Consider the following 12,364-nt stretch of genomic DNA (forward strand, 5'->3'; position numbering starts at 1 on the left):
TTGTATGCGTTTTATGAGGGCGTCACGCCTGCATCTAAATCAATAAATGCCTATAAAATCAGATTCATAGCCATCTTTCATATTGTTGTTAGGCTTTATTGCCCTTCTGGGCTGCAAGCCACCGGGCAACGGTCTTATCCATCGTCTCTTTTCGCTCTTTCATCTCGTAGAGCATTTGTTGCTGATCTTCTTCCGGGAACGCATTGAAGGTTTTAAGCAGGTCTAACTGTATAGGGCCTAACTTCATTGCGTCCGGGGTCACCACCTGATCGCCTTCGTCAGGTGGAAGCATGAACCAGTAGGGCGCATGTCCAGTAATATCCGATAACTTATCGACGTTATCCATTGAAGGACTAGCCTTTCCTTTCGCCCATTTTTGAATGGTTTGCTGAGTAACACCCAGCCTTTGGGCGAGATCCGTCTGGCTCCAATTTCTTTCCCGGAGGAGCCTATTTATGCGGTAAGTGGTGATGTCGATAGTCTTCATTTTCATACCTAAATAATACAACCAAAGGCTGTTACTTGCGATATGAACCTAAAGTTGTTGCAAATCACGCCTTGAAGTTGTATTTTTGAATTGTGAATTACAGGAGATGGTCCATGAAAAAAGAAATTAAGGCTCTGGTCGCACGGCGCTTCACCCAAGCAGAAATTGGGCAGAAGTTAAATGTAAGTCAGCAAACCGTTTTTAAATGGTTAAAAAAACAAGTCCCATCAGGTCGGGTTATTCCTCTTTGCCAATTAATGGGTTGGGAAGTGACTCCCCATGAATTGCGCCCAGACCTGCACCCGACTCCAATCAGTGGAATACCTGAGGGCGTCATCGTGCCACAGCGTCAGTCAGTCGAGGTGAATCATGAAAATCAGGCATGAGCGCATTCGCGAGGCCATGAACGCCTGGGCGCTTTATCCCGGTGGTCGTAAAACGCCTGTATCCGCGATTGTCGCCGCGTATTTCGCCCTGGGCATGAAATCCCCTGAGCTTTATGACGAAGGCCACCCTGACGCGCTGAGCCGCAATATCCAGAAGATTTACCGCTGGGTTGAAGGTGACTCTGCAGCATCAGTCGAAAAAATTAACCAGCTGCTGCCGGCCATTGAATATGCGATGCCACCAATTCTGCTGGCCCGCATGCGGAGTTACTACTCCGACACCTTCCGTGAATTGCTGTCGCGCAAAGAGCGGATTGATAACGAAGTTGAAGCGCTGTTCGGCGCCATGATTGCCCTGTCCAGTCGTGTTGCTGGTGGGGGTTCATCTGGCAATGCGTTGATCCACTAAGCGAGGTGACTATGTGCAACCCGTCTGCTGCTGAATTGATTGCTCGTCTGAAGAGAGCTTATCCGGCGTATGTACCTTCTGAAGGGGATAGCGCCTGCAATGGTATCCCTGAAGCCGGTTCGCGTTTCCAGCACAGGCACAAGGGCCACATGGTGACGGTAATCACTGCGACTAAGACAGATGTTTCCTACCGCAAAGCCTGCGGGGCTATTGGCTGGGTGGGGTTAAGAGAGTTTTTACGGTTACACAATGAGGTTTCGGTATGAGCAAGGTTTTCGAAATTGTTCAGGCCATGTCGGGGCAGGGGAATTGCGTCACGATCCCCGGACCGTATCTGGATTTATTTGCCGGTGACCGGCAGCAGCATTTGCTGGCGGCCATCCTGAATCAGTTGGTGTTCTGGTCGGGCAAGTCAAGCCTGGAAAACGGCTGGTTTTACAAAGAGCATGCTGCACTTGCAAAAGAAGTGCGAGCTAAAGACGGCGATGTGGTCCGAAAAGCGATGTTCAAAATTACGGAGCAATACCTGTCAGGAGTTATCGAAGAAGAGCTTCGCCAGGTGGGTGGTACACCCAAAAAACACTACCGCATTGATCAGGATGCACTCATTTCCAGGGTATTCCCGCAAACACTGGATTCGGCTCAAGAGCCGAATGGGAATAAACCATTGAAAGGTATGGAAACGGCTCTTAAGCCGAATGGAAACGGCCCAAAAGCCGAATCGAAGCAAGTTATTGAAACTAATGGAAACGGCTCTCAAGCCGAATGCATTCGTCCCAAGAGCCGAATAGAAACGGCTCATGAGCCGAATCCTGGAAGCGGCTCTCAAGCCGAATCCTATCTCTATACAGATCTTAAAAACAGATCACTACATACAGATCATAAAAACCACGCGGGAGAGATTTCTCCTGTGGATAACTTTGCTGATTCAGGTCCGAAAACACTCCTGCCGGAGATGGATATCCCGGACGCTACCGAAGACAGCGACCTGGCTACCGATGGCGACTTTGACCTCGCGATGTGGTTCTGGTCGACCATCATCGAGATGTACGAACGCGCAGCAGAGTTCGACGGCTCACTTGCAAAACCGAGAGAGCCAAACTTCGTCGCCTGGGCGCAAGAGGTTCGCATGCTGCGCCAGGAGCACGGCTGCAGCCATGACCAGATGCGCACCATGATTGAGCGCATTCAGCGCGATCAGTTCTGGTGCTCCCGAGTTCAATCCATGAAAACCCTACGCAGCAAATGGCAAGAGCTGGCCCTGAAGTTATGCCCGGCAAACCTGGCAACCAGTGGCTCGTTCGGCATAGGCAAACCGGATACCAACATCCCGAAAGGCTTTCGGGGCTAAGGACTTCTCATGAAAACAACAAAATCCAAAACACAGCAGGCTAGCGAAATACCGATGCTCGACTTTATCGCGGCCAATCCAGACATGACAGCGGCAGAGATTGCCAGCGCACTGAACCGCCGTATGCCGTCAGTATCCGGCCAGATCCGCCAGTTACGGGGGATGCACCGCATCATTCCTGGTGGACTCCGCGATGGCGTGACCGTGTGGCGCATTAACGACATGCCATTTGGCTGCAGCAACCGGGAGCGTCTGATGTTTGAGACCCTCCTGAGAGAACACCGAGGTGCTGCGCGATGAAATTACCTGCATGCCCTGAGTGTGGACTCGATCCGGAGTTTCACTGGAAGAATAACTCATTCGGTTCCTGTTTCGTTGCCCTGAAATGCCCGTACTACCACTATCGCGTTAGTCATGGTTACTGGGCTGGTGGCAAAGAAAATGCCAGGAAGGAAATTGAGAAAAAATGGATAGACGCGGTAAAAAACAGCGAGGTTAAAAATGGCTAATTCATTCAGACAAATGCGAGACGGCGACATCATCAAGCGCACCGATAGTGGCATGTTCATCCGCATTGATGAGCTGCATGTAAAACCTGACTTCAATCGCCGCGAGGACGATGAGCGCACACGTCAGGCTGATGACGAATTATTTAATTATCTGATGAACGGCGGCACGGTTCCTCCGCTGGAAGTTGTTGTTCGTGATGAGGGTGGGGTGTGGATTGTCGAGGGGCATCGTCGGCATCGCGCATATCTCCGCTGCCGTGAGGCTGGGAAACCGGTTGAGCGCATCCAGATTATTTCCTTCACCGGCAATGACGTTGAGCGTATTGCCCGCATCATGACGAGCAATAACCAGTTGCCTCTGACTGCGGTTGAACAGGCTGCTGTGGTGAAAGACCTGGCAGCATTCAACCTTACCACTGCGGAAATCGCAAAGCTGGTGCACAAGTCGATCCCGACAATCGAGAAGCTGCTGACGCTCAGCACGGCGGACCACGCTATTCAGAAGAGCGTTAAATCTGGAGAGGTATCGGCATCCGTGGCGGTAGACCGTATCAAAGAGCACGGTGAAAAAGCTGGCGAAGTGCTGGCACAGGACAAGGCAAAAGCCGCCGCTGCTGGTGTGAAAAAGGTCACTAAATCGTTTGTGTCGCCGGAAATCAGCGTGAAAAAAGCCCGCCGCGCGGTAGAGCTGTTGGCGCTGGCACAAATCAGTGACGAAGGCGTTATTGCCCTGGACGGTCTTGCATTGGCTGAAATGCTGGAAATTATCGACGAACAGAAAAAAATCGCTGCGGATCGCAGTAAGGCGGCAGCATGAACATCTCAACAGTAAACGAGATTATTCAGTCGCTTGAGAGCGTGGGCGAGCTTTCGATTAAAGAGCGGAAGTATCTGGACTTAGCGAAAGCGTACCAGCAGCTGGCTGCGGAGAATGTGGGGCTGAAGGTAATGAACGATTGCCTATCTGAGGAATTGCGTGGTTATGAGTCTGATGGCGCTTTTGATGGGCCGAATATGCATCTGCTGTGGTGGCAGGTCGAAACCCCCGCTACCAACGCAGCAATTGCCGGGATTAAGGCTGCTATCGAATACCCGAAAAATAGCACCCCATCTAATGGCTGGACTATCGACCCCCGGGTTCTTGAGTCGTGTAGTGGAGCGGGCTGGCGCAGTCTACGGGTATCACCCTGGTTTGGAAGAGGCAGAGTCTGCGCTGCTGGCTGGGCTTTATTTGCTGCGCGAGGGGGCCAAATGAAACCTTTGAAATTTCAGCAGGTGCAGGATGTCATCAACGCCATCACTACAGACTGGTCAATTCGTGGCCCGTTCCATGATGACGATGGTAAATATTACGCCATGCTGCACGGAGAGTGGATTGGTGATGGGTATCTGAATAAGCGCAAGGCATTGGATGCAATCTATGCTGCGCTGCGCGAGGGGGCCGACAAATGCTGAAGCCGAATCACGTTTATATCGAGGTCTGTCATAACCAGAGCGGCGGCCTGTCTCTTTGCGTCAGTAATGACAGCGGTGGCCACCGCATATCAGGCTCTAAGGTTGGCGGATGCGAAACTCTGGAGTGCTTTGAGGTTGACGCCAACGAGCTTATCGAGCAAATCCGAGAGCATGCAAACATGGAGGGGGCCAAATGACTGAGCAATCCATTCTGGACATGTGCTGCGGTTCTCGCATGTTCTGGTTCGACAAACAGGACGAACGCGCAGTGTTCACCGATATTCGCGCTGAAGAACACACCCTGTGCGACGGTCGCCGCCTGGTTATCAGCCCGGACATTATCGCCGACTTCCGCGCACTGCCGTTTTCCGACGCCTCTTTCCCTGTTGTTGTGTTTGACCCGCCACATCTTGAGCGCGTCGGAGATAACGCCTGGATGGGTAAGAAATACGGACGCCTGAACAAAGATACCTGGCGCGATGACCTACGTGCTGGTTTCAAGGAGGCGTTTCGCGTACTGCGGACGCACGGCGTTCTCATCTTCAAATGGAACGAAACCCAGATACCGGTTAGCCAGATTCTGGCGCTGACCGACGAGAAGCCGGTCATCTGGCAACGCACCGGGAAAGCGGACAAAACGCACTGGGTAATTTTCGTGAAAGGGGCTGCAGCATGAAAGTCAAATGCATCAAAGATACCGAGGGTTGGTGGACCGAAGGCGAATATTACGAAGCGGTAGAATCTGCCGGCGGTTTTATTCTGGTTGGCGATGATGAAGAACCCGCAGGTGACGGCTGGAGCGCTATGCCTATCGAATACCGGGATGACGGTTCGATCGTTTATGTCCTGGGCGGCATTGATGGTGAAGTGTTATTCGAGGAGGCCAGCCATGACTGATATCACCGAACTGGCGCAGAGAGAGAAATTCGAAGCGTGGGCAGAACATGCTTGCGCGGCTCCGTGGGGCTACCCCAAAAAGCGGCGCACTACCGAAGGCTATTCCGAGCAGATTTACACCTGCATGTGGACGGCATGGAAAGCGGCCAGCGCTGAGCTGGTAGAGGCGCTGGAGAGGGCGCAACAGCGGATTGGCGAGCTGGAGAATTACGCAGAGGCAGAGGCAACAGGAGCAGACAAAGCTGCGGAAGATAGCGTGTATTGGATGAAGCGCTGTAAAGAGCTGGAGTCCCGCACCGTGAAGCTGCCAGACCTGCGGCAGATTGTGTCTGGAGGCAGATACGTATGGTCTGATGGCGTTTTTAACTACAGCCAGGACGTTAAGGCAGCGCTGACCGCAGCTGGCATCAAGTGGGAGGGGGAGTGATGGCTAACCTTCAGCTTGCAGTAAATGGAGAGTATTTCGACGCAATGAAGCGAGGCGAGAAAACAGAAGAGTATCGCCTGGTTAATCCGTATTGGGGCCGCCGCATATTTGGGCGAGATTATGACCGCCTAATTATCACGCGGGGCTATCCGCGAGCAGACGACCACGACCGCCGCATTGATATTCCATATGACGGATTCGAAATCAAAACCATCACACACAAACATTTTGGCGACAGTCCTGTGAAGGTATTCGCCATCAAGGTGACTATCGAAGGAGCCAACCAATGACCATCAAATTAACCAGAGAGCGCCTGCAGGAAATCGCTGAAGATGGATTCCTGAAGCATGGTGAAAGCAAAGAGCTGGCCCGCATGGCGCTGGCCGCAATGGACAGCGAGCCGGTGGCGTACATGTACCGCGACAACCTTCATTCAGATGCCAGATTTAGTATGGAATCGAAAATAGGCAACTGGTCTCCAGAAGATATTAACGAGTATGAAATTAGCGAGATTCCGCTCTATCGCCACGCGCAGCCAGCGCCAGAACGCGACCAGGTACGTCGCGAGCATGCAGAGTGGTCACAGGCTACTTTCGGTGATGTCGGCCCGATTGGCCCACTGAAACACCTCAGCAAAGAAGCGCTGGAAGCCGCTGCCGAGCCTAACGACCTCAGCGAGTGGGCTGACATGCAATTCTTGCTGTGGGACGCGCAGCGCCGTGCTGGTATTACTGACGAGCAAATCACGCAGGCGATGATTGAAAAGCTGGCGGTGAATAAACAGCGCGAATGGCCTGCTCCAAAAGACGGTGAGCCGCGGTTGCACATCAAAAAACAGTCAGCACTTGTACTCCCTGAAGAAATAACACTTGAAAAAGTGGCTGAAATGACTGCAGCGAGAGGAGCGGAATACTCTATACGAGATGGCATCATTGCTGCAAAGTGGTGGAACGCCTGCCGTGCCGCCATGCTCTCAGCAGCCCAACAGGAGGCGCCAGATGGAAAATGATAGCGACAACGTCATCACTCTGGTGCAGCCCAATCGAGACGAAGAGAAGTTGCTGAACATCACCGTAACCGACAAGAAGGACTACAGCCAGCAACGCTGCAAGCATAAAGCCGTCGAAGTTGATGAGAAGGGGCGCATCATTCTGTGCCTGCAATGTGGCTGTGCCGTTGACCCTTTCCAGTACGTTCTACAGTGCGCCACTGATGGCGAGGCTGTGGTGAGAGAAATTAAGCAGCTTCATAACCGCCGCGATGAACTGCGCGAAGCTGTCGCCAACCTCGAACGCGAAGAGAAAAACGCCAAGGCACGGTTACGTTCCGCCAGAACAGCAATCCTCTTCGCAGAAAACGACCTGAAAAATACTGAGCAGGGGATAAAGCAATAAAACACAAACACCATATTTGTTATCAACAAATCTAAGGTTTGTTATTTATGCGAATGATAACCAGAAAGAAGCCGGCCTTTACCGAGCTGTATCAGACCGGCGTCCTGACACGAATCGCCGCGGTAAAAAGCCCTGACGGCGGTGGTTGGCGATTGTTTGGCCTTTGGCGCGATAAGGACATCGCGGTTTTTGTCGAGGCTGCTCGCGGCGGTATCCGCGAGTGGTCTGGACTGGACTATCTCGCCAGTTTCTGCGCAAGTTGCGGGATTAGTTTGTGGGAGATTCACAACAAGGTCGAACCAAAATCACCAAACTGAGCCCCGCATCTGCGGGGTTCTTTCTGTGACAAAGTTTCTCATTTAAAACGTAAAACTCTTTACCCACATCCAGCAACCTGATTTATAATAATCACATCGGCTGAACACCGAATCTATGGCGCCATCACCGGAGTATAGTGATGACGCAAAAACGCAGTAACGCCATTTTACGCCGTGCCTTTGAGCGCGGTGTTTCTGTTTGTCTGTCGCACCAGGGCGGTGCGATATGAGAGACCCCCGTCGCAGATGCAAAGCACCCGGCTGCGGTACCTGGTTTAACCTTACCTATTCGAACGTGTACTGGTGCTGTGAAGAGCATAAAGGCCAGTACCTGGCGCTTCAGCGCGAAAAGCAAAAGGCCAAAGCGCAAGACCGGTTAAAAAATAAACCCGTTCACCATATCCGTCCTGAGCCAAAGACGGCGCAAAAGCCCCTCAGTCACTGGCTGGAAGTCACAGAGAGGGTTGTGAATACCCTTTGCCGTGAAATGGCCCTTGCCAATGGGGAGGGCTGTATTTCATGTGGAACTCACCAGGCCGCTGTCTGGCATGCTGGCCATTATCGGACCGTTGCCAAAGCCTCTCACCTGCGGTTCACCCGCATCAATATCAATCTTCAGTGTGATGACTGCAACGTAGGCAAGTCAGGAAATATCAAAGCCTACCGTGTCGGGCTGGTGGCAAAATACGGTGAAGCTTCTGTACAGGAGCTTGATAACGACAACAGGATTCATCGCTGGACCATTGAAGAGCTGGAAGCCATCCGCACCCAGGCATACGCCGACTTACGCGCGCTGAAAAAAGCACAGGAGGCGGCATGACTAATTCTTACTGCGAATACCTGGCTGCTCAGCGCGTAGCGGCATCCCATAAGTTAAAAGAGGTTGGGGACCAGTGGCGAACTCCGGATCTGTTGTTCTGGGGCATCAACGCAATGTTTGGCCCTTTGGTACTGGACCTGTTCGCTGACGACAGTAATGCGAAATGTCCGGCATGGTATACCGCTGAAGACAATGCGCTGGTGCAAGACTGGTCTGGCCGCCTGTCAGAACTGGGTGGCGCAGCATTCGGAAACCCGCCTTACAGCCGCTCTCAGTACCACGAAAAACAAGCCATCACTGGCATGACGCACATCATGAATTACGCTTCAGAGCAGCGTGAGAAGGGCGGTCGCTATGTATTTCTCATCAAAGCCGCACCGAGCGAAACATGGTGGCCGGAAGACGCCGATCATGTTTGCTTTATCCGTGGGCGCATTGGCTTCGATCTGCCGAAGTGGTTTATCCCCGCCGACGACAAACAAAAGCCCACCAGCGCGTTTTTTGCGGGTGCCATTGCTGTGTTCGATAAGTCATGGCGAGGCGAACGCTTCAGCTATATCCACCGCTCCGATCTTGAAGCGAAGGGCCGCGCCTTTATGGCACTGGCGCAGTTTGCCATTAGTAAAAAGGTGACCATATGAACCGTGACGAAATAGAGCGCATCAGGGAGCGCTGGCAAAAGCTCCGCCTCTGCCGTCACCGGGGAACGGTGATGACCGACTATCGCATCCTAAGAAATTACGTTCGCATCTATCAGACCCTGGGAGAGACAGCATGAACCTCGAATCTATCGCCAAATACTTCGCGCCTAAATCACCAATGCTGAGCGACTCGCCACGGGCTACTGCATCGGATGGTCTAACCGGCACTGACATCATGGCCGCTCTTGGTTTGGTAAATGCCAAGTGCGGATTCGGCTTCGACCTCTATCTGGCAAAGATCGGGGTAAGTACACCTGACCGAGCAATGGAGCTACTTTATGAATCAGCAGAGCGATTATCAATCCGCTTTAACATCGTTTCAGAACTCAGCCATGACGTTCGCAAAAGAGTTCTCGAAGTTCTGTGTGCTTTTGCATACCAGGATTACACACGAAGTGCTGCCAGCGTTAGAAAATGCTCTTGTTGCGCTGGGGCTGGCTTCACAGAAGCTCAAGTGTTCACCAATAAATGCTTATATCCGTGGGGTAAGCCACCTTATTGGGCAAAGATGTCCCGCGCAGTTCTCCCAAGTCACTGGGAGTGCTGGATCGAGGCCCGTGAGGTGGTCAAAGTTAAATGCTCAACCTGTAACGGAAAGGGTGTTATCAGCAATTCGTGTCGCTGCAATGGGAAAGGAAAGGTACTGGATAAAGAGGCCAGTGAGCGCATTGGGATACCGGTAATGAAGGTATGCGATCGCTGCAGCGGAAGAGGTTATGCGCGCATGAAGTTTTCGACGGTACTGGAAGGGGTAAGGGCTGTGGCTGACATTAAGAAAACGGTAGCTTATGAGCAGCTGCAACCGTTCTTCGAGGAGCTGGTATCCGAATGTCACAAACAGGAATCATACGCTGATGTCATTCTCTCCCGGGTGACTAAATAATGAGTATTTTCTATAAAAAAAGAATTTTGTGGAAAATATGTATTGCAATTGCCGGAAAAACTGGTTAGATTAATCTCTAACGCTGGGAATCCGTTCAGTCGTTCCGAGGCGAAAAAAAATCAAGCCCGAGGTTAACGCCTTGGGCTTTTTGCTTTCTGCAATCCGGTCAGGGCTCTTGAGTGAATACGTGCCGCACTACACGTTGAAGCTCATACGCGAGAGTCCTGAACCAGATTGCTGTCCCATACTCCTGTGAAGATTCTGCCGGTGTAATTCCGGCGGCGTCGGCTCCACGAAACTGAGCACACAACAGGTAAGAGCATTTAGGGTGTAGGTCATTGACTGCCCGAAAACGGTGAACGCCGGCCGCAGTGCTCTTTCCGTTGTGGTGAATGCGCAGGCTGATGCGCTAGAGACGGCACCCCTTGATGAGGACAGCGCTATCTCTGGAGAATAGTCTTGGGTATGTGTAATGCCAGAGAAAGCCGGAGATCAGCACCGGCCACCACTCACGAAACCGAGCTGCAGCCCTAACTGGCTATCCTGCATCACCAGTGATAGTTATGCTGCAGCCTTCTAAATCCCTCTACCTTGGGACCATTACGGCTACCGTGCCGTCATTTTTACCCTTGGTATTCCTTCCCGCCTTGAGCGGGTTTTTTATTTTCAGGCTCACGGGAATCATCATCGACGTGCATTGTTGTTAATCCAGCCCGTGAAGCCTGACCCTTTTCAAACACACAGCGCCATCCGTCATCAACGGAGGTGGAGCATGCACAGAATGGACAAACTCACTACAGGCATTGCCTACGGCTCGTCCGCAGGTAGCGCGGGGTTCTGGATGCTACAACTGCTCGACAAAGTATCCCCATCCCAGTGGGCTGCCATTGGCGTTCTTGGGAGTCTGGTATTTGGTTTCCTTACCTACCTGACAAATTTGTATTTCAAAATCAAAGAAGACCGGCGCAAAGCTGCCAGGGGGGAATAATGTCTCCAGCACTGCAAAAAACTGTTATTGCAGCGGTCACGGGCGGCGCTATTGCGATCGCTTCCGCTCTCATAACCGGGCCAACCGGTAATGATGGTCTGGAAGGGGTGAGGTATAAGCCGTATCAGGATGTAGTCGGCGTCTGGACGGTCTGCTATGGACACACTGGCAAAGACATCATGTTGGGTAAAACCTACTCTGAGGCAGAGTGTCAAGCGCTGCTCAATAAAGACCTGAACACCGTCGCCAGCCAGATTAACCCTTACATCAAACAGCCAATCCCCGAAACGATGCGTGGGGCGCTGTACTCATTCGCGTATAACGTTGGCGCCGGGAATTTCCAGACTTCCACGCTGCTACGAAAAATCAACCAGGGAGACCAGAAAGGCGCATGTGACCAGTTGCGCCGCTGGACCTACGCCAAGGGCAAGCAGTGGAAGGGTCTGGTAACGCGCCGCGAGATTGAGCGCGAAGTGTGTTTATGGGGGCAAAGATGAAAGTAATCATGGTTATCTTAGCGTTATTGCTGTCTGCCTGTGATGCTGGCCCAACCCCTGCAAAATCAACGATGGCTGTTTCATCCCAGCTTTCTGCAGATGCAGATCGCATCAGGGTGACACAGATGTCGGAATTTCGTGATGAGCTTGCATACGGAAACTGGCGGGGTGTCTACCTCATACAGGATAAGCAGACCGGGAAGGAATACATTGGTATCAGCGGTATCGGGATTTCTGAGGTAGGAGCGCATAGCCAGATGGTTGGCAAGGTTTCGCAATCAGTAAGGGATGAGCGATGAGCCGCTTAACCGCAATTATCAGCGCAGTGGTTATCTGCCTGATTGTTTGTCTCGGGTGGTTGGCAATGCATTACCACAACGCCGCCAGTCAGCAGGAATCCAGAGCCGAAACTGCTGAGCAGCAGGTAAACACCGCTCAGGCCATTACCTCAAACGTCCTGACCACCATGACCATCTTCAACTCCATCGCAGAGGCCAATCAGCATGCAAAAGAGCAGATCGCACTGGGCGCATCGGGAGCCTCGGCAGACATCAAAGTGGCTATTGCGAACGATGATTGCGCTAATCGCCCTGTGCCTGCTGGCGCAGTTAAGCGGCTGCAACAATACGCGAACGGTTTACGTCAAAGTACCGGTGGTGCCGTTACCGGCCAGCCTGACAGCTGATACACCGCAACCGGCAATCCCAGACAATCTGACGTGGGGTCAAAGCCTGGATCTGAACGTCAGCCTGCTGTCGTCGCTGGGGCAGTGCAACAGGGATAAGGCCGATATCAGGCAAGCAGAGAAACAGCGAGCCTCGCAATAGCGGGGCTTTTTTATTG

The 12,364-nt window shown here is 52.3% G+C and carries 22 protein-coding genes and 2 pseudogenes; 23 read left to right on the top strand and 1 reads right to left on the bottom strand.

Annotation, left to right across the window (positions count from 1 at the left end; genetic code table 11):
- Positions 1 to 88 precede the first annotated feature (88 nt).
- Positions 89 to 487 carry a helix-turn-helix domain-containing protein gene (locus FNY10_RS03160; RefSeq protein ID WP_160705113.1) on the bottom strand — a complete coding sequence of 133 codons (399 nt, stop codon included), beginning with the start codon at positions 485 to 487 and terminating at the stop codon, positions 89 to 91.
- A 113-nt stretch (positions 488 to 600) separates the two neighbouring features.
- On the opposite strand from FNY10_RS03160, the gene FNY10_RS03165 reads away from it, so the two are divergent.
- The 23 genes and pseudogenes from FNY10_RS03165 to FNY10_RS26765 all read left to right on the top strand — a co-directional run bounded on the left by FNY10_RS03165 (position 601) and on the right by FNY10_RS26765 (position 12,348).
- Positions 601 to 873 (top strand): YdaS family helix-turn-helix protein, encoded by a 273-nt coding sequence (locus tag FNY10_RS03165; protein ID WP_160705114.1) that lies wholly within the window; start codon positions 601 to 603, stop codon positions 871 to 873.
- Positions 857 to 1,282 carry a toxin YdaT family protein gene (locus FNY10_RS03170; RefSeq protein WP_160705115.1) on the top strand — a complete coding sequence of 142 codons (426 nt, stop codon included), beginning with the start codon at positions 857 to 859 and terminating at the stop codon, positions 1,280 to 1,282. The genes FNY10_RS03165 and FNY10_RS03170 overlap by 17 nt, the downstream gene beginning before the upstream one ends.
- Positions 1,283 to 1,544: 262 nt before the next feature.
- Complete coding sequence (locus FNY10_RS03175) at positions 1,545 to 2,633, top strand: hypothetical protein (RefSeq protein WP_160705116.1); 1,089 nt, start codon at positions 1,545 to 1,547, stop codon at positions 2,631 to 2,633.
- Positions 2,634 to 2,642: 9 nt separating this feature from the next.
- Positions 2,643 to 2,933: a MarR family transcriptional regulator gene (locus tag FNY10_RS03180; protein ID WP_160705117.1), complete on the top strand. Its 291-nt coding sequence runs from the start codon at positions 2,643 to 2,645 to the stop codon at positions 2,931 to 2,933.
- The gene (locus tag FNY10_RS03185; RefSeq protein ID WP_160705118.1) at positions 2,930 to 3,142 is read left to right on the top strand and encodes a hypothetical protein; all 213 of its coding nucleotides are present in this window, start codon (positions 2,930 to 2,932) and stop codon (positions 3,140 to 3,142) included. The genes FNY10_RS03180 and FNY10_RS03185 overlap by 4 nt, the downstream gene beginning before the upstream one ends.
- A complete protein-coding gene (locus FNY10_RS03190) occupies positions 3,135 to 3,959 on the top strand; it encodes a ParB N-terminal domain-containing protein (protein ID WP_160705119.1) in 825 nt (274 codons plus the stop codon). The genes FNY10_RS03185 and FNY10_RS03190 overlap by 8 nt, the downstream gene beginning before the upstream one ends.
- Positions 3,956 to 4,597, top strand: a complete 642-nt coding sequence (locus FNY10_RS26755) for a hypothetical protein (RefSeq protein WP_227699341.1) — start codon at positions 3,956 to 3,958, stop codon at positions 4,595 to 4,597. The genes FNY10_RS03190 and FNY10_RS26755 overlap by 4 nt, the downstream gene beginning before the upstream one ends.
- A 193-nt stretch (positions 4,598 to 4,790) precedes the next feature.
- A complete protein-coding gene (locus tag FNY10_RS03200) occupies positions 4,791 to 5,273 on the top strand; it encodes a class I SAM-dependent methyltransferase (RefSeq protein ID WP_160705127.1) in 483 nt (160 codons plus the stop codon).
- Positions 5,270 to 5,494, top strand: coding sequence for a hypothetical protein (locus FNY10_RS03205; protein ID WP_160705126.1), 225 nt, complete (start codon positions 5,270 to 5,272; stop codon positions 5,492 to 5,494). Before FNY10_RS03200 ends, FNY10_RS03205 begins: the two co-directional genes overlap by 4 nt.
- Positions 5,495 to 5,771: 277 nt before the next feature.
- Positions 5,772 to 5,921: pseudogene (locus FNY10_RS27275) on the top strand (ead/Ea22-like family protein); the annotation flags it as partial.
- Positions 5,921 to 6,211: an ASCH domain-containing protein gene (locus tag FNY10_RS03215; RefSeq protein WP_160705105.1), complete on the top strand. Its 291-nt coding sequence runs from the start codon at positions 5,921 to 5,923 to the stop codon at positions 6,209 to 6,211. The pseudogene FNY10_RS27275 and the gene FNY10_RS03215, both read left to right, overlap by 1 nt.
- 218 nt (positions 6,212 to 6,429) lie before the next feature.
- Positions 6,430 to 6,810 (top strand): annotated as a pseudogene (locus FNY10_RS26760) (DUF550 domain-containing protein); the annotation flags it as partial.
- A 109-nt stretch (positions 6,811 to 6,919) separates the two neighbouring features.
- Complete coding sequence (locus tag FNY10_RS03225) at positions 6,920 to 7,315, top strand: hypothetical protein (RefSeq protein ID WP_160705104.1); 396 nt, start codon at positions 6,920 to 6,922, stop codon at positions 7,313 to 7,315.
- A gap of 47 nt (positions 7,316 to 7,362) precedes the next feature.
- Entirely contained in the window at positions 7,363 to 7,632 is a 270-nt protein-coding gene (locus tag FNY10_RS03230) for a hypothetical protein (protein ID WP_160705103.1), read from the top strand.
- A gap of 226 nt (positions 7,633 to 7,858) precedes the next feature.
- Positions 7,859 to 8,452 carry a recombination protein NinG gene (locus FNY10_RS03235; RefSeq protein ID WP_160705102.1) on the top strand — a complete coding sequence of 198 codons (594 nt, stop codon included), beginning with the start codon at positions 7,859 to 7,861 and terminating at the stop codon, positions 8,450 to 8,452.
- Entirely contained in the window at positions 8,449 to 9,093 is a 645-nt protein-coding gene (locus FNY10_RS03240; RefSeq protein WP_160705101.1) for a phage N-6-adenine-methyltransferase, read from the top strand. The genes FNY10_RS03235 and FNY10_RS03240 overlap by 4 nt, the downstream gene beginning before the upstream one ends.
- Complete coding sequence (locus FNY10_RS03245; protein WP_160705100.1) at positions 9,090 to 9,230, top strand: YlcG family protein; 141 nt, start codon at positions 9,090 to 9,092, stop codon at positions 9,228 to 9,230. The genes FNY10_RS03240 and FNY10_RS03245 overlap by 4 nt, the downstream gene beginning before the upstream one ends.
- Positions 9,227 to 10,036 (top strand): antitermination protein, encoded by an 810-nt coding sequence (locus FNY10_RS03250; protein WP_160705099.1) that lies wholly within the window; start codon positions 9,227 to 9,229, stop codon positions 10,034 to 10,036. The genes FNY10_RS03245 and FNY10_RS03250 overlap by 4 nt, the downstream gene beginning before the upstream one ends.
- Positions 10,037 to 10,808: 772 nt before the next feature.
- On the top strand, positions 10,809 to 11,024 hold the full coding sequence (locus FNY10_RS03255; protein ID WP_131050591.1) for a class II holin family protein: 216 nt from the start codon (positions 10,809 to 10,811) through the stop codon (positions 11,022 to 11,024).
- Positions 11,024 to 11,521, top strand: coding sequence for a lysozyme (locus tag FNY10_RS03260; RefSeq protein ID WP_160705098.1), 498 nt, complete (start codon positions 11,024 to 11,026; stop codon positions 11,519 to 11,521). Before FNY10_RS03255 ends, FNY10_RS03260 begins: the two co-directional genes overlap by 1 nt.
- Positions 11,518 to 11,820 carry a hypothetical protein gene (locus FNY10_RS03265; protein WP_160705097.1) on the top strand — a complete coding sequence of 101 codons (303 nt, stop codon included), beginning with the start codon at positions 11,518 to 11,520 and terminating at the stop codon, positions 11,818 to 11,820. Before FNY10_RS03260 ends, FNY10_RS03265 begins: the two co-directional genes overlap by 4 nt.
- Positions 11,817 to 12,206 (top strand): DUF2570 domain-containing protein, encoded by a 390-nt coding sequence (locus FNY10_RS03270; protein WP_160705096.1) that lies wholly within the window; start codon positions 11,817 to 11,819, stop codon positions 12,204 to 12,206. The genes FNY10_RS03265 and FNY10_RS03270 overlap by 4 nt, the downstream gene beginning before the upstream one ends.
- Positions 12,094 to 12,348: an Rz1 lytic protein gene (locus FNY10_RS26765; protein WP_227699342.1), complete on the top strand. Its 255-nt coding sequence runs from the start codon at positions 12,094 to 12,096 to the stop codon at positions 12,346 to 12,348. The genes FNY10_RS03270 and FNY10_RS26765 overlap by 113 nt, the downstream gene beginning before the upstream one ends.
- Positions 12,349 to 12,364 lie beyond the last annotated feature (16 nt).

The organism is Klebsiella sp. Lac1 (assembly GCF_009825425.1).
GTDB lineage: Bacteria > Pseudomonadota > Gammaproteobacteria > Enterobacterales > Enterobacteriaceae > Klebsiella > Klebsiella electrica.

Coding starts and splice junctions, on each gene's coding strand:
- FNY10_RS03160 (WP_160705113.1), bottom strand. CDS start 487: ATGAAGACTATCGACATCACCACTTACCGCATAAATAGGCTCCTCCGG.
- FNY10_RS03165 (WP_160705114.1), top strand. CDS start 601: ATGAAAAAAGAAATTAAGGCTCTGGTCGCACGGCGCTTCACCCAAGCA.
- FNY10_RS03170 (WP_160705115.1), top strand. CDS start 857: ATGAAAATCAGGCATGAGCGCATTCGCGAGGCCATGAACGCCTGGGCG.
- FNY10_RS03175 (WP_160705116.1), top strand. CDS start 1,545: ATGAGCAAGGTTTTCGAAATTGTTCAGGCCATGTCGGGGCAGGGGAAT.
- FNY10_RS03180 (WP_160705117.1), top strand. CDS start 2,643: ATGAAAACAACAAAATCCAAAACACAGCAGGCTAGCGAAATACCGATG.
- FNY10_RS03185 (WP_160705118.1), top strand. CDS start 2,930: ATGAAATTACCTGCATGCCCTGAGTGTGGACTCGATCCGGAGTTTCAC.
- FNY10_RS03190 (WP_160705119.1), top strand. CDS start 3,135: ATGGCTAATTCATTCAGACAAATGCGAGACGGCGACATCATCAAGCGC.
- FNY10_RS26755 (WP_227699341.1), top strand. CDS start 3,956: ATGAACATCTCAACAGTAAACGAGATTATTCAGTCGCTTGAGAGCGTG.
- FNY10_RS03200 (WP_160705127.1), top strand. CDS start 4,791: ATGACTGAGCAATCCATTCTGGACATGTGCTGCGGTTCTCGCATGTTC.
- FNY10_RS03205 (WP_160705126.1), top strand. CDS start 5,270: ATGAAAGTCAAATGCATCAAAGATACCGAGGGTTGGTGGACCGAAGGC.
- FNY10_RS03215 (WP_160705105.1), top strand. CDS start 5,921: ATGGCTAACCTTCAGCTTGCAGTAAATGGAGAGTATTTCGACGCAATG.
- FNY10_RS03225 (WP_160705104.1), top strand. CDS start 6,920: ATGGAAAATGATAGCGACAACGTCATCACTCTGGTGCAGCCCAATCGA.
- FNY10_RS03230 (WP_160705103.1), top strand. CDS start 7,363: ATGCGAATGATAACCAGAAAGAAGCCGGCCTTTACCGAGCTGTATCAG.
- FNY10_RS03235 (WP_160705102.1), top strand. CDS start 7,859: ATGAGAGACCCCCGTCGCAGATGCAAAGCACCCGGCTGCGGTACCTGG.
- FNY10_RS03240 (WP_160705101.1), top strand. CDS start 8,449: ATGACTAATTCTTACTGCGAATACCTGGCTGCTCAGCGCGTAGCGGCA.
- FNY10_RS03245 (WP_160705100.1), top strand. CDS start 9,090: ATGAACCGTGACGAAATAGAGCGCATCAGGGAGCGCTGGCAAAAGCTC.
- FNY10_RS03250 (WP_160705099.1), top strand. CDS start 9,227: ATGAACCTCGAATCTATCGCCAAATACTTCGCGCCTAAATCACCAATG.
- FNY10_RS03255 (WP_131050591.1), top strand. CDS start 10,809: ATGCACAGAATGGACAAACTCACTACAGGCATTGCCTACGGCTCGTCC.
- FNY10_RS03260 (WP_160705098.1), top strand. CDS start 11,024: ATGTCTCCAGCACTGCAAAAAACTGTTATTGCAGCGGTCACGGGCGGC.
- FNY10_RS03265 (WP_160705097.1), top strand. CDS start 11,518: ATGAAAGTAATCATGGTTATCTTAGCGTTATTGCTGTCTGCCTGTGAT.
- FNY10_RS03270 (WP_160705096.1), top strand. CDS start 11,817: ATGAGCCGCTTAACCGCAATTATCAGCGCAGTGGTTATCTGCCTGATT.
- FNY10_RS26765 (WP_227699342.1), top strand. CDS start 12,094: ATGATTGCGCTAATCGCCCTGTGCCTGCTGGCGCAGTTAAGCGGCTGC.